Source organism: Lentzea aerocolonigenes, from assembly GCF_000955955.1.
Classification (GTDB): domain Bacteria; phylum Actinomycetota; class Actinomycetes; order Mycobacteriales; family Pseudonocardiaceae; genus Lentzea; species Lentzea aerocolonigenes_A.
Genome location: NZ_JYJG01000130.1, coordinates 1 through 20,785 on the forward strand (window position 1 = coordinate 1; position 20,785 = coordinate 20,785).

18 protein-coding genes and 1 tRNA gene are annotated in these 20,785 nt (G+C 67.6%); 9 read left to right on the forward strand and 10 right to left on the reverse strand.

Translation table 11 applies throughout. The features are described from left to right. On the reverse strand, positions 1–907 hold a 907-nt coding region (locus UK23_RS19655), incomplete at its 3' end, for an FAD-dependent oxidoreductase (protein ID WP_045313060.1). Positions 908–1,011: 104 nt separating this feature from the next. On the opposite strand from UK23_RS19655, the gene UK23_RS19660 reads away from it, so the two are divergent. Continuing rightward, positions 1,012–1,653 carry an aminodeoxychorismate/anthranilate synthase component II gene (locus tag UK23_RS19660; protein WP_045313029.1) on the forward strand — a complete coding sequence of 214 codons (642 nt, stop codon included), beginning with the start codon at positions 1,012–1,014 and terminating at the stop codon, positions 1,651–1,653. Between the two features lie 49 nt (positions 1,654–1,702). On the opposite strand, the gene pknB is transcribed toward UK23_RS19660, so the two are convergent. Genes pknB through UK23_RS19695 form a run of 7 tightly spaced genes read right to left on the reverse strand, consistent with a single transcriptional unit; the run spans position 1,703 to position 11,393 of the window. Next, complete coding sequence (pknB, locus tag UK23_RS19665; protein ID WP_045313030.1) at positions 1,703–3,706, reverse strand: Stk1 family PASTA domain-containing Ser/Thr kinase; 2,004 nt, start codon at positions 3,704–3,706, stop codon at positions 1,703–1,705. A gap of 55 nt (positions 3,707–3,761) precedes the next feature. Then, the gene (locus UK23_RS19670) at positions 3,762–5,276 is read right to left on the reverse strand and encodes a serine/threonine-protein kinase (protein WP_045313031.1); all 1,515 of its coding nucleotides are present in this window, start codon (positions 5,274–5,276) and stop codon (positions 3,762–3,764) included. Then, positions 5,276–6,748, reverse strand: a complete 1,473-nt coding sequence (locus tag UK23_RS19675) for a peptidoglycan D,D-transpeptidase FtsI family protein (RefSeq protein WP_045313032.1) — start codon at positions 6,746–6,748, stop codon at positions 5,276–5,278. The genes UK23_RS19670 and UK23_RS19675 overlap by 1 nt, the downstream gene beginning before the upstream one ends. After that, on the reverse strand, positions 6,745–8,217 hold the full coding sequence (locus UK23_RS19680; protein WP_045313033.1) for an FtsW/RodA/SpoVE family cell cycle protein: 1,473 nt from the start codon (positions 8,215–8,217) through the stop codon (positions 6,745–6,747). The genes UK23_RS19675 and UK23_RS19680 overlap by 4 nt, the downstream gene beginning before the upstream one ends. 3 nt (positions 8,218–8,220) lie before the next feature. Further along, positions 8,221–9,645 carry a PP2C family protein-serine/threonine phosphatase gene (locus UK23_RS19685; RefSeq protein ID WP_045313034.1) on the reverse strand — a complete coding sequence of 475 codons (1,425 nt, stop codon included), beginning with the start codon at positions 9,643–9,645 and terminating at the stop codon, positions 8,221–8,223. After that, positions 9,642–10,103, reverse strand: coding sequence for an FHA domain-containing protein FhaB/FipA (locus UK23_RS19690; protein WP_045313035.1), 462 nt, complete (start codon positions 10,101–10,103; stop codon positions 9,642–9,644). Before UK23_RS19690 ends, UK23_RS19685 begins: the two co-directional genes overlap by 4 nt. A gap of 51 nt (positions 10,104–10,154) precedes the next feature. Beyond that, positions 10,155–11,393: a DUF3662 and FHA domain-containing protein gene (locus UK23_RS19695; protein ID WP_045313036.1), complete on the reverse strand. Its 1,239-nt coding sequence runs from the start codon at positions 11,391–11,393 to the stop codon at positions 10,155–10,157. 117 nt (positions 11,394–11,510) lie between these two features. Between UK23_RS19695 and UK23_RS19700 the strand changes: the two genes are divergently transcribed. From UK23_RS19700 to UK23_RS19715, 4 genes are all read left to right on the forward strand, one after another. After that, positions 11,511–11,593, forward strand: a tRNA-Leu gene (locus UK23_RS19700). A gap of 161 nt (positions 11,594–11,754) precedes the next feature. Beyond that, entirely contained in the window at positions 11,755–12,495 is a 741-nt protein-coding gene (locus UK23_RS48775) for an NADP-dependent oxidoreductase (RefSeq protein WP_052684822.1), read from the forward strand. Positions 12,496–12,810: 315 nt separating this feature from the next. Beyond that, positions 12,811–13,428 carry a hypothetical protein gene (locus UK23_RS19710; RefSeq protein ID WP_045313037.1) on the forward strand — a complete coding sequence of 206 codons (618 nt, stop codon included), beginning with the start codon at positions 12,811–12,813 and terminating at the stop codon, positions 13,426–13,428. 15 nt (positions 13,429–13,443) lie between these two features. Continuing rightward, positions 13,444–14,100, forward strand: a complete 657-nt coding sequence (locus tag UK23_RS19715; protein WP_045313038.1) for an NAD(P)H-binding protein — start codon at positions 13,444–13,446, stop codon at positions 14,098–14,100. On the opposite strand, the gene UK23_RS19720 is transcribed toward UK23_RS19715, so the two are convergent. Next, complete coding sequence (locus UK23_RS19720; protein ID WP_156213238.1) at positions 14,097–15,389, reverse strand: D-arabinono-1,4-lactone oxidase; 1,293 nt, start codon at positions 15,387–15,389, stop codon at positions 14,097–14,099. The genes UK23_RS19715 and UK23_RS19720 overlap by 4 nt on opposite strands. Before the next feature lie 74 nt (positions 15,390–15,463). On the opposite strand from UK23_RS19720, the gene UK23_RS19725 reads away from it, so the two are divergent. Further along, positions 15,464–16,645, forward strand: coding sequence for an amino acid deaminase/aldolase (locus UK23_RS19725; RefSeq protein ID WP_045313040.1), 1,182 nt, complete (start codon positions 15,464–15,466; stop codon positions 16,643–16,645). On the opposite strand, the gene UK23_RS19730 is transcribed toward UK23_RS19725, so the two are convergent. Further along, on the reverse strand, positions 16,642–17,286 hold the full coding sequence (locus tag UK23_RS19730; protein ID WP_045313041.1) for a TetR/AcrR family transcriptional regulator: 645 nt from the start codon (positions 17,284–17,286) through the stop codon (positions 16,642–16,644). The two genes, UK23_RS19725 and UK23_RS19730, sit on opposite strands and share 4 nt — an antisense overlap. Positions 17,287–17,368: 82 nt before the next feature. Between UK23_RS19730 and UK23_RS19735 the strand changes: the two genes are divergently transcribed. From UK23_RS19735 to UK23_RS19745, 3 genes are read left to right on the forward strand one after another with little or no spacing between them, the layout of a single operon-like run. Then, positions 17,369–18,616 carry a GH1 family beta-glucosidase gene (locus UK23_RS19735; protein ID WP_045313042.1) on the forward strand — a complete coding sequence of 416 codons (1,248 nt, stop codon included), beginning with the start codon at positions 17,369–17,371 and terminating at the stop codon, positions 18,614–18,616. Between the two features lie 40 nt (positions 18,617–18,656). Continuing rightward, the gene (locus UK23_RS19740) at positions 18,657–19,817 is read left to right on the forward strand and encodes an MFS transporter (protein ID WP_082114807.1); all 1,161 of its coding nucleotides are present in this window, start codon (positions 18,657–18,659) and stop codon (positions 19,815–19,817) included. Then, complete coding sequence (locus UK23_RS19745; RefSeq protein WP_045313043.1) at positions 19,817–20,596, forward strand: SDR family NAD(P)-dependent oxidoreductase; 780 nt, start codon at positions 19,817–19,819, stop codon at positions 20,594–20,596. The genes UK23_RS19740 and UK23_RS19745 overlap by 1 nt, the downstream gene beginning before the upstream one ends. Positions 20,597–20,785 lie beyond the last annotated feature (189 nt).

The window sequence follows — 20,785 nt, forward strand, 5'->3', positions numbered from 1 at the left end:
GGTACACGGCCTGGACGTCCCAGTCCGTGAAGACGCCGGTACCGCGGACGTTGCCGTCGCCGGTCAGCTCCTGGGTTTCGGTGCGCAGGCCGACGACACGGTCGGAACCGAGCACCTCGACCGGTGCTTCCAGGAAGTGCAGGTGCAGGCGGCGCGGGCGAGTGCCCACGTCGCGGATCGCCCACTCCTGCAGGGTCTTCACGATCATGGAGACCTGCTTGTCCGAACGGATCGCGGCCAGCGAGGCCTCGTCGAACTCGATGCCCTCGGCGTGGACGATCACCTCGACGGACGGCGAGTGGTCGAGCTCGCGGAGCTCCAACGGCGTGAACTTCGCCTGGGCCGGGCCGCGGCGGCCGAACACGTGCACGTCGGTGACCGGCGAGGAGGCCAGGCCTTCGTGGACGTTCGCGGGAATCTCGGTCACCAGCAGCTCGTCGGCCGTCTTCGCCAGGATCCGCGCCACGTCCAGAGCCACGTTGCCGACGCCCAGCACCGCGACCGAGGTAGCGGTCAGCGGCCAGGTGCGCGGCACGTCCGGGTGGCCGTCGTACCAGGACACGAAGTCCGCGGCGCCGTAGCTGCCCGGCAGGTCGATGCCAGGGATGTCCAGCGGGCGGTCGCAGGATGCGCCCGTCGAGAAGATCACCGCGTCGTAGAGGGAACGCAGGTCGTCGAGCTTGATGTCCACGCCGTACTCGACGTTGCCGAAGAAGCGGACCGAGGGCTTGTCGAGCACCTTCTGCAACGCACCGACGATGCCCTTGATGCGCGGGTGGTCGGGGGCGACGCCGTAGCGGACCAGGCCGTAGGGCGCCGGCAGCTTCTCGAAGAGGTCGATCCGCACGTCGACGTCGGACTTGGTCAGGATGTCGGCCGCGTACACACCGGCCGGACCGGCGCCGATGACCGCGACGCGCAGGGGATGACTCATGACACCTATTTTAGGGAAGCCTTACCTTGTCTCAGACGAGAGCTAACTCACTCGACGCGACCGACTAGGCTCACCACATGCGCGTGCTCGTGGTCGACAACTACGACAGCTTCGTCTACAACCTGGTCCAGTACCTGGCCCAGCTCGGTGCCGAGTGCATCGTGCGGCGCAACGACGAGGTGGACCTCGACGAGATCGCGAAGGTCGACGGCGTGCTCGTCAGCCCAGGACCCGGTACGCCGGAGCGGGCAGGCTCGAGCATCGACGTGATCAAGCGGTGTGCCGACACCGGTAAACCGGTCTTCGGCGTGTGCCTCGGCCATCAGGCCATCGGTGTGGTGTGGGGCGGCACGGTCGACCGCGCGCCCGAACTGCTGCACGGCAAGACGAGCATCGTCTTCCACGAGGGCAAGGGTGTGCTCGACGGTGTGCCGCAGCCGTTCATCGCGACGCGCTACCACTCGCTGACGGTGCTGCCGGAGACGATTCCGGCGGAGTTCGAGGTCACAGGCAAGACCGAGACCGGCATCGTGATGGCCATGCGCCACAAGGAACTACCGGTCGAGGGTGTGCAGTTCCACCCGGAGTCGGTGCTGACCGACGGCGGCCACCGGATGCTCGCCAACTGGCTCAAGGTCTGCGGCTACGAGGTTCCCGAGGCGACGGTCGCGCAGCTCGAGAACGGCATGCGCACGCTCGCCGCAGCCGCTCGCCAGTGAACAAAAGGGGCGGCTCCCGAGTAGGAAGCCGCCCCGCAAAGCCGAAAACCTAGGTTGTCACGATCCCGAACTTGCCGACGGTGATCGTCACGGACGCGCCCTTGGTGATCGCCTGACCCTTGCCGGGGTTCTGCGAGAGCACCGTCTTGTCCTGCTGCGGGCTGTTGACCTGCTGCTGGTCGACGTTGAGGTTGCCGTTCCAGCCCAGCGACCTGAGCTTGTTCTCGGCTTCCTTCTGGGTCAGGCCGGACAGGTCGGGCATCTCGATCTGGTTGCCCTTGGAGACGTCCAGCGTGACGATGGAGTCCTTGAGCGCCTTGCTGTTGCCGGTCGGGGACTGTGCGACGACCTGGCCCTCGGGCTTGGCGCTGTCGACCTGCCGGACGTTGACCTTGAAGCCGGAACCCTGGAGCGTCGTGCGGGCGTCGTCCTCGGTGCTGCCCACGACGTTCGGCACGTTCTGCTTGTCCGGTGCCTTGCCGAGCTGGATGGTGATCGTCCCACCCTTCTTCAGCTTCAGACCGGACTCCGGGTTCTGGTTCGCCACCTTGCCCTGGAGCTTGGCGTCGTCGACCTCGACCGACTCCTGGCTCTGCACGAGCTTGAAGCCGCCGGGGTCCTTGTCGACGATCGCCTGGGCTTCCTGCGCCGTCCTGCCCTTCAGGTCAGGAACGGCTGCCTCACCGGGAGGCGCGCCGACGAAGATCGTGACCTGCGAGCCCTTCGACACCTGCGAGCCGTCCGGCGGGTCGGTCCTGATCACCTTGGAGATCTGGTCGGACGTGCACGGGGCCGTCGCGCCGTTCGCACCGGGTTCGCAGGCGACGTCCTGCTGCTGCGGCACGAGGCCGGCCTTCGTGATCAGCTCCTTGGCTTCCAAGGGGCTGCGGCCGACGAGCGACGGAACCGAGGTCTTGTCGGTGGTCGGGCTGCTGGAGTTCATCAGGTTCGAGGTGATCCACGCGGCGAGGCCGAGCACGGCCACGCACAGGATGACCACCAGCGTGATCATGATGGCCTTCTTGCGCTTGGCGCGCCGTTCTTCTTCCTCGTCGGCGATCGGGTCGTAGTCGTCCTCCGGCTCCGACTTCAACGCCGCCGGGCGGTGCCTGCCACCACCACCGGACATCACCTGCGTGCGAGGAGTGCGCGCCTGCTCGTTCATCACGGCGGTGCGGTCCTCGGCGGTCATCACGGCCGGGGCGGACGGACGCTGACCCGACAGCACGCGCACCAGGTCGGCGCGCATCTCCGCGGCCGACTGGTAGCGGTTCGCCGGGCCCTTGGACATCGCCTTCAGCACGATCGCGTCGAGCTGCGGCGACACCTTCGGGTTCAGCTGCGACGGGGCCTTCGGGTCTTCCCGCACGTGCTGGTACGCGACCGCGACCGGGGAGTCGCCGGTGAACGGCGGTTCGCCGGTCAGCAGTTCGAAGAGCACGCAGCCGGCGGCGTAGACGTCGGAACGTGCGTCGACGGACTCGCCGCGCGCCTGCTCCGGCGACAGGTACTGGGCCGTGCCGATGACCGCGGCGGTCTGGGTGACCGCGGCCTGACCATCGTGTATGGCTCTCGCGATACCGAAGTCCATCACCTTCACGGCACCGGACTTCGTGATCATCACGTTCGCCGGCTTCACGTCGCGGTGGACGATGCCGTGCCGGTGGCTGAAGTCGAGCGCGGCCGAGACGTCGGCCATGACCTCCATCGCGCGCTTGCCCGACAGCGGGCCCTGCGTCTTCACGATGTCGCGCAGCGTCCGGCCGTCGACGAACTCCATGACGATGTACGGCAGCGGGCCGTACTCGGTCTGCGTCTCGCCGGTGTCGTACACCGCGACGATGGCAGGGTGGTTCAGTGCAGCCGAGTTCTGCGCCTCGCGGCGGAACCGTTCCTGGAACTGGGCGTCGCGGGCGAGGTCAGCGCGCAGCACCTTGATCGCCACGTCTCTGCCGAGACGGACGTCCCGCCCCTTGTGGACCTCGGACATGCCGCCGTACCCGAGGGTCTCACCCAGTTCGTAGCGGTTTGAGAGCAGTCGCGGAGTGCTCATCGGTGCTTCGTCCCGCTCCTCGTCGACGGTGTTCCCAACTCGGTTCTGGTCTTGCTCATGGCGTGCACGTCACCTTCACCTGCGAGCCGATCGCCACGTCGCCTGTCGGCGCGATGGCGGTGACCCGGCACTTCTTCAGGTCGCCCGGCGCTGTGCCCTGCGGGCTCTGCACCCTGGGCTCCAAGCCGTGGTCGATCAAGTCCTTGCTGACCTGGTCGCCGGAACGACCGATGTAGTCGTCCTCGTCGATCCGCTTCGGCGCGTTGCCCGGAATCCGATCGGCGGTGTCGGGCTTCGCCTGCCCGTTCGCCGGGGAGTTCGGGTTCGCCGAGCTCGAGGTGGTCGTCTGGCCACCCTGTCCGCTGCCGTTGTTCGGCTTCACGGTCAACTTCCACAGGACGACCACGCCGAGCACCAGCAGCACGGTCACCAGGACAGCGACCATAACCCAAACGACGGTCCGGTTTCTCGCCGGTGGTGCCTGCATCGGCGCGAACGTCCCGGTCTGGTGCGCCGGTTGCATCGCGGGATGGGTACCGGGACGTACCGGTCCGGTCTGGTGGTGTTGCATCTGCGGCGGAACCGGCAGCGGCTGCGAGACCTGCGGCGGTGGCGGCCCCTGCTGAACCTGTTGCGGAATCTGCTGCACGGGCGGCGGCACCATCTGCGGTGCCATCTGCTGCTGCGGCACCTGCACCATCTGCGGCATCGTGAACCCGGACGGCGTCGGCAACGGCTGGCCCACCCGCACCGCGCTCACGGCGGCGGCGAACTCGCCACCCGTCCGGTAGCGCTGCCGCGGGTCCTTCACCAGCGTCGCCTCGATCAGCGCCCGCGCACCCGGTGGCACGTCCGGCGGCAACGGTGGCGCCATGTCGCGGATGTGCATCATCGCGACCGTCACCGCGTTGTCCGACAGGAACGGCCGGTGCCCCGCAAGGCATTCGTAACCACACACTGCCAACGAGTAGACATCGCTCGCCGGTTCGGCCTCGCCGCCGAGAGCTTGCTCGGGTGCGATGTAGTGCGCGGTCCCCATGACCATGCCGGACCGTGTCACGGGTGCCGCGTCCACGGCCTTCGCGATGCCGAAGTCGGTGATCTTCACCTTCCCCGACGGCGTGACCATGATGTTGCCCGGCTTCACGTCCCGGTGCACGAGGCCGCGTTCGTGGGCCGCCTGCAACGCGTTTCCGGTCTGCTCCAGCAGATCCAGCGTCACGTCGGCGGTCAGCCGGCCGCGCGAGATGATCGTCGCGAGCGGCTCGCCCTCGACGAGCTCCATCACGAGGTACGCCGTGTCCTCCGGTCCGTCGGTGACGGACGCGGTCTCGCCGTAGTCGTGCACCGACGCGATGCCGGGGTGGTTCAGCGACGCCGTCATCCGCGCCTCGACGCGGAAGCGGTGCAGGAACTCGGGATCGCCGGAGAGCTCCGCCTTGAGGACCTTCACGGCCACCCGGCGGTCGAGCCGCTCGTCGGCGCCTTCCCAGACCTCGCCCATGCCACCGACCGCGATCCGCCTGGTGAGGCGGTAGCGGTCGGCGAGGAGCTGGCCCTTGGTGAGCATCAGCGACCCACCAGGTACGCGTTGATCACGGCGCGCCCGATCGGTGCGGCGACCTTGCCGCCGGTGGCACCCAGACCGCGGTCGCCACCGTCCTCCACGATCACCGCGATCGCGATCTCCGGCTTCTGCGCCGGGGCGAAGGCGATGTACCAGGCGTGCGGCTTGGTCTTCAACGGGTCGCTGCCGTGCTCGGCGGTACCGGTCTTCGACGCGATCTGGATGTTGTTGTTGCGACCCTCACCGCCGGTGTTGATCTCCGACTGGATCATCATGTCGCGTAGCGCGGCCGCGTTGTCCTTGCTCATCGCGGTCTCGACCTCGTCGGGGTCGGTCTCGTCGATCGCCTTCAGGTCCGGGCCGAGGATCTTCGACACCAGGTACGGCTGCATCCGCTCGCCGCCGTTGGCGATCGTCGCCGCCACCACCGCGTTCTCCAGCGGCGTGATCTGCACGTCGCGCTGGCCGATGCCGGTCTGGTAGAGCGCCGCGTCGTCCGGGATCGGGCCGAGCGTCGAGGTCTCGACCGGCAGCGGCACCTTGAGCCCGGAGTCGTTGAAGCCGAACTTCTCCGCCTGCCTGCGCAGCTTGTTCGCGCCGACCTGGCCGGCCATCTCGGCGAACGCCGTGTTGCACGACTTGGCGAGCGCGGTCTCCATCGACACCGTCTGGCCGGGGCCGCACGGCTGGCCGTTGAAGTTCGGCAGGTCCGTCGTGCTCTGCGGCAGCTTGATGGTGCCCGCGGCGGTGTACTGCGTGTCCTTGTTCTTGCCGTCGGCCAGCGCGGCCGCGGCCACGATGGTCTTCAACGTCGAACCGGCCGGGTAGAGGGCCTGCGTCGCGCGGTTGATCAGGGGGTCGTTCGCGTCCTTGGCGGTGAGCTGCTTCCACGCCGACGCCTGCTCGTCCGAGTCGTGGCTCGCGAGCACGTTCGGGTCGTAGGACGGCGTGCTCGCCATCGCGAGGATCTCGCCGGTGGCCGGCTTGATCGCGACGACCGAGCCGGTGAAGCCCTTCGCGGTCAGCTGGTCGTACGCGACCTGCTGCACCTTCGAGTCGAGCGTGAGCTGGACGTTGCCGCCGACCGGGTCGCGACCGGTGATCAGCGCGGAGACGCGGCGGGCGAACAGCCTGTCGTCCGAGCCGTTGAGCAGGTCGTTCTCGGCGCGTTCCATGCCGGAGGTGCCGTAGGTGACCGACAGGTACCCGGTGACCGGCGCGTACACCTTGCCGTTGTTGTAGGTGCGCAGGAACCGGAGACGGTCAGTCGTCTCCTTGACGTCCGCGATCACCGTGCCGTCCGCGACCGTGATCAGACCGCGCTTGCGGGCGTACTCGTCGAGCAGCACGCGGCGGTTGTAGGTGTTCAGGCGCCACTCGTCGGCGTTGATCACCTGCACCCACGTGGCATTGCCCAGGAGCAGCACGATCATGACCATCATGGCCATGCCGACGCGGCGGAGCGGTGTGTTCATTTGGGACGCTCCACCATCACAGTGTGCTGGTCGGCGATAGCCGGTTGTTGCGGTTTCGGCTTAGGTGCCCGCTGTGGAGCCCTCGCCGCGGCAGAAATTCGCAGTAGCAACGCGACCAGGATGTAGTTCGCGAGCAACGACGAACCGCCGTAGGACAGGAACGGTGCGGTGATACCCGTCATCGGGATCAGCTTCGTGACACCGCCGACGATGATGAACACCTGGAAGCAGAGCGCGAACGCGAGGCCACCGCCGAGCAGCTTGCCGAAGCTGTCGCGCACCGAGATCGCGCCGCGCAGGCCGCGCAGTGCGAGGACCATGTAGACCAGCAGCACCGCCGCGAGGCCGACGAACCCGAGCTCCTCGCCGATCACCGCGGTGATGAAGTCGGTGTTCGCCTCGGGGATCATCTCCGGGCGGCCCGCACCGAGGCCGGCACCACCGATGCCGCCGGTCGCGAGGCCGAAGAGCGACTGCGAGATCTGGTAGCCGCCACCGACCACGTCGTAGCGGCCGATCGGGTCCTGCCAGTTCGCCACGCGCTGCTGGACGTGCGTGAACAGCTTCCACGCGATGACCGCGCCACCGGAGAACAGGCCGAGACCGAGCACGACCCACGCCGCGCGTTCGGTGGCGATGTACAGCAGCACCAGCACGATGCCGAAGAACAGCAGCGAGGAGCCGAGGTCCTTCTGCAGCACCATGACCGCGACCGTGACGCCCCACGCCGCGAACAGCGGGCCGAGGTCGCGGGCACGCGGCAGATCCATGCCGAGGAACCGCTTGCCAGCCGTCGTGAACAGGTCGCGCTTCGAGACGAGGAACGCCGCGAAGAAGACCATCAGCAGGACTTTGGCGAACTCACCCGGCTGGATGGACAGCGGGCCGATGCGCAGCCAGATCTTCGCGCCGTTGATCGTCGGAGCGATGAAGCCCGGCAGGACACCGGGCAGCAGCAGCGCGACCAGTCCGACGAGGCCGAACGTGTAACCGAACCGGGCCAGCGTGCGGTGGTCGGAGAGGAACTTCAGCGTGGCCGCGAACAGCAACAACCCGATCGCGGTCCAGACGACCTGCTTGAACGCCACCGGGTCCCAGGTCGAGCCGTCCGGGAAGACGGTGCCCTCGAGCGCCAGGTCGATCCGGTGGATGACCACCAGACCGAGGCCGTTGAGCAGTGCGACGCACGGCAGGATCGCCGGGTCGGCGTAGGGCGCCCACCTGCGCACGGCGAGGTGGGCGGCGCCGAAGAGACCGAGATATGCGAGACCGAGCCAGAGGATCCTCAGGCTCAGCGACCGCTCCTGGTTGAGTTCGACGAGGATCAGCGCCAGCGTCACGATTCCGGCGGCGAACGCGAGCATCACCAGTTCGGTGCCGCGCCTCGTCGGCGCTCGCAGTCCCGGCGACGTGCTCGTCGCCACCGACGCGCCTGGTGAGCCTTCCCCGGTGGGGACGGGCGAGCCCATCAACTACGGACCCTCCCGGCATTCCACGCCGACCTTCTGCCCCGTCGGGGTGGGCGACGGTTCGGTGGCCCCGGTGTCCGGGGTCGATCCGTTCGCCGGAGGCGTGCTGGACGTGCTGGACGGATTCGTGGGACTCGCCGGGCTGGTCGGGTTGGTCGTCGTCGTCGACGTTGACGACGTGTCCTTGCAGAACGGCAGCATGTGCTCCGTGCGCAGCAACCTGACCGCGGCGCGCGCGCCGTCGATCCCGTTGTCACTCCGGATGCCCGCGGTGATGGTCTTGCGACCACCTTCCTGCAGGTCCTTCAGCGTGATCTCGGAGCAGCCCGTCGATCCGGGCGGGCACGAGCCCTCGACCTTGGACGACAGCTTGAACCCGAGCACCGAGCCGTTGAGACCGCGGAAGATCGCGACCTGGCCGTCCTCGGTGGCGCCGACGTAGTACTGGGTGTTGAGCCACAGCTTGCCGCCGACCGCGACGACAGCCGTCAGCAGGAGCAGCACGAAGATGATCGCGAACGCCTTGATGGCGTTGCGCTTCTTGCGCTTCGGGTCCTGCGGCGGTGGCGGCGGTGCCTCCATGCGCTGCGGCATCGGCGGGCGCTGCTGCGTGAGCGCGCTCGCCCTGGACGCCGCGGAGTCCGGCGGGGCGTTGTGCTCCTCGCTGCCGTCCCCGGCCGCGCCGCCGACGATCGGGTAGTCGTCGCCGAAGTCGACGTCCTCGACGTCCGCCACGATCACCGTGACGTTGTCGGGGCCGCCGCCCTTGAGCGCGAGCTCGATCATCCGGTCCGCGCAGGCCTGCGGGTCGGGGATGCGGATCGCCTCGTCGAGCGTCTCCAGGCTCACGACGCCGGACAGACCGTCCGAGCAGAGCAGGAACCTGTCCCCGGACCGCGCTTCGCGCACGGTGAGGCTCGGCTCGAAGTCGTGGCCGGTCAGCGCGCGCAGCAGCAACGAGCGCTGCGGGTGCGTGGCGGCCTCGTCCGGCGTGATCCGGCCCTCGTCGATCAACGACTGGACGAACGTGTCGTCGTGCGTGATCTGCGCGAAGGTGCCCTCCCGCAGGAGGTACGCACGCGAGTCGCCGATGTGCACGAGCCCGAGGCGATTGCCCGCGAACAGGATGGCCGTGAGCGTGGTGCCCATGCCCTCCAGGTCCGGGTCGCTCGTCACGAGCTCGGAGATGGCGCCGTTGCCGGCCGCGACCGCGTCGCGGAGCTTGCCGAGGAGGTCGTCGCCCGGCTCGTCGTCGTCGACGTGGGCCAGCGAGGCGATGACCACCTTGCTCGCGACTTCACCGGCGGCGTGGCCACCCATGCCGTCGGCGACTGCGAGCAGGCGGGGGCCCGCGTACACGGAGTCCTGGTTGTTGTTGCGAACCAGGCCCCTGTCGCTGCGGGCCGCGTATCGAAGAACCAAGGTCATGAGCGCAGCTCGATCACCGTTTTGCCAATGCGGATCGGGGTGCCGAGCGGTACGCGCAGGGGTGCGGTGACCTTGGCTCGGTCTAGATAGGTGCCGTTCGTGGAACCGAGGTCCTCCACGTACCAGTCGGTTCCGCGCATGGACAGCCTCGCGTGCCTGGTCGACGCGAAGTCGTCGTCCAGCACGAGAGTGGAGTCGTCTGCGCGGCCGATCAGGATCGGCCTGCCGTCGAGCGAGATGCGGGTGCCGGTCAGCGCCCCGTGGGTGACCACGAGTTGCCGGGGCGCCTTGCTTCCCTTCGCCGACTTCTCGGACCTCCGGAATCCGGGCAGACCTGACGCCCGGAGCCCTGAGGCTGCGTAGAGATCAGAGCGGACCACACGTAGGGCGGCCAGCACAAAGAGCCAGAGGAGCACGAGAAAGCCCGCTCTGGTCAGCTGCATCACCAGCTCTTGCACCGGTTGTAACCGCTCCTGCCTTGAGTTGCTTACCGACGCCCATGTCGACCACTAGCCGGCGGTGCGGAAGACCAGCGACGAGTGGCCGATGCGGACGACGTCGCCTTCCGCGAGCTGCCAAGTCTGCACTGGCGTGCCGTTCACCGTGGTGCCGTTGGTCGAACCGAGATCAGCGAGCATCGCATTCTGCCCGTCCCAGGAGATTTCCAGGTGGCGCCTGGAGACTCCCGTGTCCGGGAGGCGGAAGTCGGCTTCCTGCCCACGTCCTACGACGTTTCCACCCTGCTTGAGGTTGTACGTCCGGTTGGATCCGTCGTCGAGGTGCAGCGTCGCGTTCAGCTGACGGTTCGCGCCCTGGGTCGCCGGCGGGGCGTATCCGCCCTGGTTGTAGCCCTGGTCGTAGCCGCCCTGCTGGCCGTAGCCCTGCTGCTGGCCGTAACCCTGGTCATACCCGCCCTGCTGGCCGTAACCCTGGTCGTAGCCGCCGCCCTGCTGCTGCCCGTACCCCTGGTCGTAGCCCTGCTGGCCGTAACCCTGCTGCTGGCCGTAGCCCTGGTCATAGCCCTGCTGGCCACCTTGCTGGCCGCCGCCGTAACCCTGGTCGTAGCCCGGCTGCTGGCCATAACCCTGGTCATAGCCCGGCTGGCCGGCGCCGTAGCCGCCGCCCTGCTGGCCGTAGCCCTGGTCGTAGCCCTGTTGCTGGCCGTAGCCCTGTTCGTAACCCTGCTGGCCATAACCCTGCTGCTGGCCGTAGCCCTGCTGCTGCTGGTCGTAGCCCTGCTGGCCGTAGCCGCCCTGACCATAAGGGTCCTGGGCGGGCTGGCCCTGTCCTTGTCCGTAGCCGGGTGGCTGGCTCATGGGTCGGTCTCCTGCGGTGCGAGGTTGTGCTGACCGTCGGCTGGCCGCTTTCACGTCGGGGTCGACGGACGAGCTGGTTCGGAACTGTCCGGTGTGCAGCGCCTCGGAGCGCTCCAGGGAGACTACGACGTCACCATAGGTATCCCATCCGGACTCGGCCAGGTGCTCCCGCAGGCCCTCTGCGAGTAGCTGGGTGATGCGTAGTTCATCCTGCTCATCGCCCGCAAGACGTTCGTGGTCCTGCGGTCCGAGTAGCACGGTGAAGTGGTTGGGGGCTAGCAGTCTGCCACCCGCGAGTTCGCGGATGTTGCTGTCACCCTCCCGTTGCAGCGCCTGTGCCACCTCTTGGGGCACCACGTTGCCGCCGAACACGCGCGCGAAGGTGTTGCCGACCAGACCTTCCAGCTTGCGTTCGAAACGTTGCAGGCCCACGTCAACTCCTTCCGCTCGGACGGGCTCCTGTACCGATCGTATCCGGGTACGACTCCGCCTACAGGGGGCGATTAGGAACCTGGTTTCGACGCGTGCTAGTGTTCCCAACGTCTCCAGGGGCAAGTGGCGGAATGGCAGACGCGCACGGTTCAGGTCCGTGTGTCCGAAAGGACGTGGGGGTTCAACTCCCCCCTTGCCCATCGAAAGACAGATCGAACCCCTCTCGCGGAATCCGCGAGAGGGGTTCTTTCGTTGATCGGCAGTATCGGATTCCTTGATCCAACAGGTGATGTCTGTCACTCGTTCGGGGGTCGGCATGTGGGCGATAGGCGCACCTGATTTCGGTGCACAGCTCCAACTCGTGGAGCTTCCGGAGCCTGAAGCGGGCCCGAACGAGCTCGCGGTGCGGTTGTTCGCGGCGAGTGTGAACCCGTTCGACCGCAAAGTTCTGAACGGGATGCTCCGCGGTTCTGCCGAGCACGTGTTCCCGTTGGTTCCCGGAACTGATGGTGCGGGTGAGGTGGTTGGTTCCGGAGAGAGGATTTTCGGCACCTTCTTCCACCATCCCGTCGGCCGCGGAACGTACGCCGAGTACGTCACAGTTCCGGCCGGGAACGCGTTGGCGCCGTTGCCGGAAGACCTCGATCCCGCAGTTGCCGCCGCATTGCCGACCGCGGGTATGACAGCACTTCAGTTGGTCGAGTCGTTGGGTTCGGCGGAATCTGTGCTGATCATCGGACCGAACGGTGGTGTCGGGTCGTTCGCTGTCCAGATCGCGCGCGCGGCCGGCAAGCGGGTGATCCCGATCGGTCGTGGCGACTCTCTTGTGGAGGCCGACGCGCTGATCGACCTCGTGAGCACCGACCGTTCGTCGTTCGAGGCGAACGCGCGCTACGCGCCGTTGGCCTTCAACACCAACTACGTCTCCAGCGACAAGGCGCAGAACTTCGGCATGAAGGGGTCGCGCGAAACGCTCGTGCGGCTCGCGTCGATGGTGCAGGCGGGGGACCTTTCGGTGCCGATCGCCCGCCGGGTGCCGTTGCGCGAGGCTGTTGATGTTTTCGCAGGTCACGGGCCTGGCAAGACCGTGATCATCATGTAGGTGGTCGTTCTGGCGCGGTGAACGGTCGACGGACGGTGACCGGCGCCGCTCACCGCCGTTTTGCCCTCACGCGTAGCGCACCCACTCTGAGCAGCTCTTTTGGTGCGTCCATCCGGATTAACGTCACCCAGACGGCAGCACCGTAGGACCGAACTCCCCGCGCCGCTCTTCGACCGGTCACCGACCGGTCGGCGCCGTCGATCGCAGGGGGTGCGCTGACCTGGGAGCGGGCCGTGCGCTTCCTGCTAATCCTTATGCAGAGCACGAGTCGAAACGCGGCGGATCGCCCGCCGCGGGTGACGAGGAGGCACTGGCGTGAGCAGCACCCCAGCAAGGATCGCGGCCCTCGACAGCTCGAACGGTTTGTCGACGACCGCGCTCCCGGTTCCGGAACTGCCCGCGTCCGTCGAGGAGTTGGCAGCCGCAGCGGCGATCCGCCTCGGCTGGCACGGTGTGGTTCTCCCCGAAATGGTCCTGATGGGCCGCAAGGTCGTCGTCGTGGCCGAACTGCTCGCCGACGCCCACGCCGAGCGCGTGTGCGTGGGTGCGGGCCCCGAGGCCGACAAGACCACCGTCTCCACGTGGGTGTGGCCGGAGATGGAAGGCCGCGTCCCGCCGGCCGCCGTGCGCATCGTCGGCGTCCTGGCCGTCGCCCGCCACTGGCGCACCGCGCTCGCGTCCGCCGTCCCCTTCTCCCGCTACGGCAACGCAGCCGTCGTCCTGCCGGAGTCGGTCGCCTTCTCGCACGACTACCTGTCGAACTGCCTGCCGCGCGTCCGCCGTTACGGCGTCTCGGTCCTGCTGGCCGACGACGACAAGGACCTCTCGGTCGACGTGTCCGGCCGCCAGGAGAACGTGCCCGCAGAGGACACCGCCATCACCCGCTGGGTCAACGAGCTGGTCTACGAGCAGGTGCTCGCCACCGCTTCCTGATCTACCGTCGGGGCCATGCGAGTAGTCATAGCCGGCGGACACGGGCAGATCGCGCTGCTTCTCGAGCAGCTGCTGGCCACCCGTGGAGACGCGGTCACCGCCCTGGTCCGCAACCCTGACCATTTTGCTGACGTGTCCGATGCCGGAGCTGTTCCGGTGTTGTGCGACCTGGAGTCCGCTGATGTGGACTCGGTCGCGGCGTATTTGAACGGTGCTGATGCCGCCGTGTTCGCGGCTGGTGCTGGAGCGGGGTCTGGAAACGCCCGCAAGGACACCGTGGACTACGGGGCGGCCGCGCTCTTCGCCTCTGCTGCTGTCGAGAGCGGGGTGCGGCGGTTCCTTCAGGTGTCGACGGTCGGGATCGAGGCCGCTGACTCGCCTTCGACGGATCCCGAGTTCGCGGTCTACCTGCGGGCCAAGGGATTGGCCGAGGAAGACCTGAAGCCACGTGATCTGGACTGGACGATCCTGCGGCCCGGACCGCTGGTGAACGACGCGCCGACCGGTCTGGTCACGATCGGCGCGCCACGACTGCCGCGGTCGTCCGTCACGCGTGCGGATGTCGCCGCTGTGCTGGCGGAGTTGCTCAACGCTCCGGGGACGATCGGCAAGACGCTGGAGCTGACGAACGGCGAGACGCCGGTCGCCGACGCCGTTCGCGCTGTTCTCTAGCCGAGCACCCGGTCCAGGTAGGGGTTCGTGAACGTCCTGCCTGGATCGACCTCGTCCCGCACCCGCAGGAAGTCGTCGAAGTGCGGGTACAACGGGCGGAGCTGCTCGGCGGTGAGGTCGTGCATCTTGCCCCAGTGCGGGCGGCCGCCCACTGACGCGGCGATGCTGGCGTAGGCGTCGAAGAAAGCCTTGTACTGCATGCCGAGCGCCTGGTGCATGGAGATGTAGGCGGTGTCGCGGCCGCTCGCCGTGGAGAGCCAGATGTCGTCGGCCTGAGCGACGCGCACCTCGCACGGCACGATCAGGTGGTCGCGTTCGCCGAGTTTCCCCGCGACCTCGCGGAGTTCGCCGATGACGTCGAGCAGGGTTTCGCGCGGGATCGAGAACTCGGTCTCCACGAACTTCACCCGGCGAGGCGTCACGAAGACGTTGTGGGAGTAGTCGGAGTAGGAGCGCTCGGAGATCAGGGAGCCGCAGAGTTCGTTGAGGCGGCTGGTGTAGCGGGGGAAGGTCTTGGCCACCTTGCACACCGCGCCGAACGCGGTGTTCTCCATGACCTCGTACTCCCAGGCCTGCCGGAACTTCGACAGCGGCTTGGCCGGTTCGCTGATCCTGTTGTTGCGCTTGAGGATCACGCGGTCGGAGTGGGTGAACCAGTGGAACTCGACGTGGTCCTCGACGGCGCAGAGATCGTCGAACTGCTCCAGCACGGCGTCCAGCCGGCCCGGTGCCTCCGACGCTTGGAGGACGAACGACGGGACGCACTGCAGGGTGATCGTGCTGATGACGCCCAGTGCGCCGAGGCCGACGCGGGCAGCGTTGAAGAGGTCCGGGCGTTCGGAGCGCGAGCAGGTGACGACCGAACCGTCTGCCAGCACGAGTTCCAGCTCGGCGATCGCGGTGGCGAGGACGCCGAGCTTCGCGCCGGTGCCGTGGGTCGAGGTCGAGACCGCGCCCGCGACGGTCTGGGCGTCGATGTCGCCCAGGTTCGGCATGGCGAGGCCGAGGCGGTGCAGGTCGGCGTTGAACGCCCAGAGCGGGGTGCCGGAGCGTACGGTCACCAGGCCGGATTCCGTGTCCGCGCGCACGATTCCCGTCCAACGGTCCAGGTCGAGCGCAGTTTCCGGCGCGACCGCGATGTCGTTGAACGAGTGACCGCTGCCCCGCGCGCGGACACGGTTTCCTGAGGTGACCGCTGCCGCGATCTCGTCAGTGGAGGACGGGTGAACGACGCGCGTTGGCGTGCACGACGCGGTTCTAGCCCAGTTCGTCCACACACGGACCTCCACGAGAGAGTGTGACCTGCGAGTAACGTAAGTGAAAGCTCTTCACGTTTCAAGGGTTCACGACGTACCGTCAGTGCATGCGCAGAAACCGACTCGATGCCGCGACGAAGGATCTGGATCCTCCGTTCGCGATCGTCGACCTGGACGCCTTCGACCACAACGCGGCGGACCTCGCCCGTCGCGCTGCCGGTCATCCGATCCGGGTGGCGAGCAAGTCGATCCGGGTGCGCGACCTGGTGAGCCGGGCGCTCGAACGGCCCGGCTACCAAGGGGTCATGTGCTACTCGCTGGCTGAGGCGTTGTGGTTGTCCGAGCAGAACGTCAGCGAAGACCTGCTGGTGGCGTACCCGACGGCGGACCGCGCCAGCCTGCAGAAACTCGCGGCCAACGAAACCGCACGTCAGCGCGTCACGATCATGGTCGACTCGACTGAGCACCTGGACTTCGTGGACGCGGCGATCGGGCCGCACTCGGACATCCGGGTGTGCCTCGAGCTGGACGTGTCGTGGCGGCCGTTGCCCGGTGTCCACATCGGGCCGCGCCGCTCGTCGATCCACACGCCGCAGCAGGCGAAGGCCCTTGCCGCGAAGATCGCGCAACGGCGTGGCTTCAAGCTCGTCGGCGTCATGGCGTACGAGGGACAGATCGCCGGGCTGGGTGACAACCCGCCTGGTCAGCCGCTGCGTGCGCTCGGGATCCGGTTCATCCAGGCGCGGTCCGGGCCTGAGCTGATTCACCGCAGGACCGCCGTGGTGAGCGCGGTGCGGCAGGTCGTCGACCTGGAGTTCGTCAACGGTGGCGGCACCGGAAGCCTCGAGCTGACCGGAAGTGACCCGTCGGTCACCGAGCTCGCGGCCGGCTCCGGACTCTTCGGGCCGACGCTGTTCGACGGGTACCAGGCGTTCAAGCCGGAACCTGCCGCGTTGTTCGCTCTCTCCGTGGTGCGCAAGCCGAACAAGCACACGGCCACGTTGTTCGCCGGCGGGTACATCGCGTCCGGCACGCCGACGCCCGACCGGCAGCCGTCGCCGTACCTTCCGGAAGGGCTGAAGACGCTCGGCCTCGAGGGCGCCGGCGAGGTGCAGACGCCGGTCACCGGCAAGGCGGCTGAGCACCTGAGGATCGGTGACCGCGTCTGGATGCGGCACGCCAAGGCGGGCGAGCTGTTCGAGCGGTTCGACGAGGTGCACCTGGTGCACGGCGACCGCATCGAGCGGACCGTGCCCACGTACCGCGGCGAGCGCAGGAATTTCGGTTAAGCCGGCAGGCGCGAGGACAGGTAGCCCCTGACCAGCGCCCTTGCCTCGCCGAGGATCGCCTGGTCGCCCATCGGGGTCTTGCGGAACGCCATCTTCATCACGGCGTCGGCGGCCTCGACGGCGATCGCGATCGGCAGCCCGACCTCGCCCATCGGAATTCCGAACTTGCCCGAGATCAGCTCGGAGATCTTGTCGGAGATGACCGCGTTGTTGTCGCGGCGGTCGTCGAGCAGTCGCATGTCCACGACGTCACCGAAGTGCAGCTTCCCGAACGCGGGGATCTCGCGGTGCATCGTCACGTAGACGTCGAACACCGTGTCCACGGCGTCCCACCAGTGCTCGAGCGTCGCCTGCTCGAGCCGTTCGGTGATGCCCTGGGAGAACCTGTCGACGTTGCGCAGTGTCAGCGCCTGCACGACGGCTCTCTTGTCCGGGAAGAACTGGTACAGCGAACCGACCGCGACACCCGCTCTCTCCGCGATCAACGTCGTGGTCACGCCGTCGTAGCCCACCTCGTCGATGAGGGTCGCGCAGGCCTCGAGCATTCGCTCTACTCTCTTGGCGCTGCGCTGCTGGACGGGCTGGCGGCGGAGCGGGGTGGTGCTCGTCACGGCGACTCCCAGTAGTTCGGGTGCTTCCATCTTGCCTGTTGTACGGCCTTTTCACTTCCCTGAACCTGTCAACACGCCTACGATCCGAACAAGTTTCACATTTGGAGGATCGATGAGCGACTTCCTCTGGGGAGTGTCGACGTCCGCGTTCCAGATCGAGGGCGCGTTCAGTGCAGGCGGTCGTGGTCCCTCGGTGTGGGACGAGTTCACTCCGGTACACGAGAACCACAACGCCAGCGTTGCTTGCGATCATTACCACCGGTGGCGCGAGGACGTTGCGCTCATGACGCAGCTCGGCGTGAACGCGTATCGGTTCTCGATCGCGTGGCCGCGCATCCAGCCCACCGGCAAGGGCCCGGTGAACTCCGAGGGCCTCGACTTCTACGACCGCCTGGTCGACGCGCTCGTCGACGTCGGAATCGCCCCCGTGGTCACGTTGTACCACTGGGACACGCCGCTCGAGCTCGAAGCGGAGGGCGGCTGGCTGAACCGGGACATCGCCGACCGGTTCGCCGACTACACCGCGCTGGTCGCGGACCGCCTGGCCGACCGGGTGAAGATGTGGATCCCGATCAACGAGCCAGCCATGGTGACGTTGCAGGGCTATGCGATCGGTGAGCACGCCCCTGGCAAGACGTTGCTCTTCGACGCGTTGCCGACCGCCCACCACCTGAACCTCGCTCACGGGCGTTCGGTCGAGGTGCTCCGGTCGTTCAACGCCCAAGCGGTTGGCACGGCGAACAACCACACGCCTGCCTGGCCGGCTGCGCCGAACGACCTACCAGCTGCCGAGGCGTACAGCGAAATCCACAACTGGTTGTACGCGGACCCAGTTCTGTCGGGCCGATATCCCGACGCAGTCGCCGATCTTCTGCCCGTCGAGGACGGAGACCTGCAGGTCATCCACCAGCCGCTCGACTTCTACGGCGTCAACTACTACAACCCGACGCGGCTGAAGAACCCGTCAGAGGGCAACCCGCTGCCGTTCGAACTGGTGGAGATCGACGAGTACCCGAAGACCGGCTTCGGCTGGCCGATCGTGCCGTCCGGGTTGACCGAGATGATCAACACGCTCCGCGAACGCCACCCGAACCTGCCGCCGGTGTACGTGACCGAGAGCGGTTGCAGCTTCCCTGACGAGATCCAGGACGCCGCACGGGTCTCCTACCTCGACGGACACCTCAAGGCCGCGCAGGCAGCGGACGTCTCCGGCTACTTCGTGTGGTCGCTGATGGACAACTTCGAGTGGGAAGCCGGCTATTCGCAGCGGTTCGGCCTGGTGCACGTCGACTACGAGACGCAGCGACGCACGCCGCGCGACTCGTTCCACTGGTACAGAAAGGTGATCAGTGGTGAGTGAGGCACTCGCTGAACCGGTGGTGCGCGTCCGCCGCGGGTGGATGGCGTGGTTGTTCTGCGCGAACCTGGGGCTGTGGCTGGCGGTCTACGCGCCGATCCAGGTGCTGTTGCCGCAGCAGGCCGAGCTGCTGGACAAGGGGAACAAGGAGCTCGTGTTCGGCATCGTCACCGGGTTCGGCGGCCTGGTGTCGCTCGTCGTGGTGCCGCTGATCGGGTTCCTGTCCGACCGCACGACCTCGCGGTTCGGCCGTCGCCACCCGTGGACGCTGGCCGGCGCCATCTTCGGCGCCGTCGGTCTCGCCGTGCTCGCCAACGCGCCGTCGGTCGTCGTGATGACCATCGGCTGGTGTCTGGTGCAGGCGGGAATCGGCGGCATGCTCGCCGCGCTGACCTCGGCTGTTCCGGACCGCGTGCCCGTCGAGCAACGGGCGCAGGTCGGCGGGCTCATCGGCATCAGCCAGATGCTCGGCACCGTGCTGGGCGCGGTCGTGGTGACGTTGCTGGTCAGCGGACTGCCGGCCGGCTACCTGGCATGCGCGGTCATCGTGCTGGCGGGCGCGATCTTCTTCGTGTTCCGCACGCCAGACACCCAGCTCATCGTGAAGCCGGTCAAGCCGACGTTCTGGATCTCACCGCGTGAGCACCCCGACTTCGCGTGGGCCTGGGGTGGTCACCTGATGATCAACCTCGGCAACGCGTTCGGGACGCTCTACCTCCTCTACTTCCTCGGTGACGTGGTCCACCACCCGTCGCCGGAGGACGGTCTGCTCGTGCTCATGGCGCTCTACGGGGTGGCACTCGCCGCAGGAGCGGTGCTGTTCGGCGCACGAAGTGATCGTTCTGGGCGTCGGAAGCCGTATGTCTACGGTGCTTCGGTCGTGATGGCGCTGGCGGCGTTGATCCTGGTCATCTGGCCGACCTGGACCGCGGTGCTGATCGCCTCCCCGTTGCTCGGCGTCGGGTTCGGCACGTACTGGGCGGTCGCGATCGCGTTGCTCACCCAGGTGCTGCCGGCGGCGTCAGATCGGGCCAAGGACCTGGGCGTGCTGAACGTGGCCAACGCGTTGCCGCAGGTCATCGCACCCTTGCTGACGGCGTTGATCCTGGCCAACCTGGGTGGCTACCGCGGCTTGTTCGCGGTGTCGGCGTTGGCGACGACGCTGGCGGCGGTGTTGATGAGTCGAGTGCGATCGGTGGTCTGATGCGTCTGTCCGGCAAGAGGGTTCTGGTCACGGGAGCGTCCCAGGGGATCGGGGCGGAGGCTGCCTTCCGGTTCGCTGGTCGAGGCGCGCACGTCGACCTTGTGGCCCGGAGCGCCGAACTGCTTGATCTACAGGTCAAACGGATCACCGAGTTCGGCGGCTCGGCGACCGCTCACGTGGCGGATCTGTCGGACGCCGCGGAGATCCACGCGCTCGCCGAGAGCGTGGAAACGCCGGATGTGCTGGTGAACAACGCCGGTGTGGGCCGCTGGTTGTTCCTCGACGACACGTCGGCCGACGAGCTGCAGACGATGACCTCGGTGCCGTACCTGGCGGCGTTGCTGCTGACCAGGGAGTACCTGGGAGCCATGCGGGCCAGGCGGTCCGGCTGGATCGTCAACGTGAACTCGCCGGTGTCGCGGCTGCCGATTCCCGGCTGCGTTGGTTACCAGTCATCGCGCTGGGCGTTGCGCGGCTTGACCGCATCTCTGCGCCTCGACCTGCGCGGCACCGGGGTCGGGATCAGCGAGGTCATCCCGGGCAAGGTTTCCAGCGAGTACTTCAACAACAACCCTGGCGCCGAGGAACGGATCCCGGCGATCGCGAAGCTCATCCCCACGGTCACGCCGGAGCAGTGCGCGAAGGCGATCGTCGACGCCGTGGAGAAGGAACGCGCCGAGCACCTCTTCCCGTGGCAGCTCAAGGCGTTCGAGATCTCCGGCAGGCTCTTTCCGACCCTGACCTCATACCTGACCTGGAAGACCGGCACCCACCGTTAGCAGGCAATGAAAACGGCCCTTGCCTGCGCGGGAGGTGCAGACAAGGGCCGTGGTTGGTGACCGCGGGCCGACGACGGTCGGGGAGGGTAGGTGCACGTCACCGGCCCGCGGGAATCTGTGGAGTTGTTGAGCTGACCGGGGTCCGCGATGTAGCGGTCGGGGGTTCGCACATCGCGGACCACCGGTCAG

Bases quoted from the DNA above. Each gene is read 5' to 3' on its own strand.
- UK23_RS19660 (WP_045313029.1), top strand. From the start codon at position 1,012: ATGCGCGTGCTCGTGGTCGACAACTACGACAGCTTCGTCTACAACCTG.
- pknB (WP_045313030.1), bottom strand. From the start codon at position 3,706: ATGAGCACTCCGCGACTGCTCTCAAACCGCTACGAACTGGGTGAGACC.
- UK23_RS19670 (WP_045313031.1), bottom strand. From the start codon at position 5,276: ATGCTCACCAAGGGCCAGCTCCTCGCCGACCGCTACCGCCTCACCAGG.
- UK23_RS19675 (WP_045313032.1), bottom strand. From the start codon at position 6,748: ATGAACACACCGCTCCGCCGCGTCGGCATGGCCATGATGGTCATGATC.
- UK23_RS19680 (WP_045313033.1), bottom strand. From the start codon at position 8,217: ATGGGCTCGCCCGTCCCCACCGGGGAAGGCTCACCAGGCGCGTCGGTG.
- UK23_RS19685 (WP_045313034.1), bottom strand. From the start codon at position 9,645: ATGACCTTGGTTCTTCGATACGCGGCCCGCAGCGACAGGGGCCTGGTT.
- UK23_RS19715 (WP_045313038.1), top strand. From the start codon at position 13,444: ATGCGAGTAGTCATAGCCGGCGGACACGGGCAGATCGCGCTGCTTCTC.
- UK23_RS19725 (WP_045313040.1), top strand. From the start codon at position 15,464: ATGCGCAGAAACCGACTCGATGCCGCGACGAAGGATCTGGATCCTCCG.
- UK23_RS19730 (WP_045313041.1), bottom strand. From the start codon at position 17,286: ATGGAAGCACCCGAACTACTGGGAGTCGCCGTGACGAGCACCACCCCG.
- UK23_RS19735 (WP_045313042.1), top strand. From the start codon at position 17,369: ATGAGCGACTTCCTCTGGGGAGTGTCGACGTCCGCGTTCCAGATCGAG.
- UK23_RS19740 (WP_082114807.1), top strand. From the start codon at position 18,657: ATGGCGTGGTTGTTCTGCGCGAACCTGGGGCTGTGGCTGGCGGTCTAC.
- UK23_RS19745 (WP_045313043.1), top strand. From the start codon at position 19,817: ATGCGTCTGTCCGGCAAGAGGGTTCTGGTCACGGGAGCGTCCCAGGGG.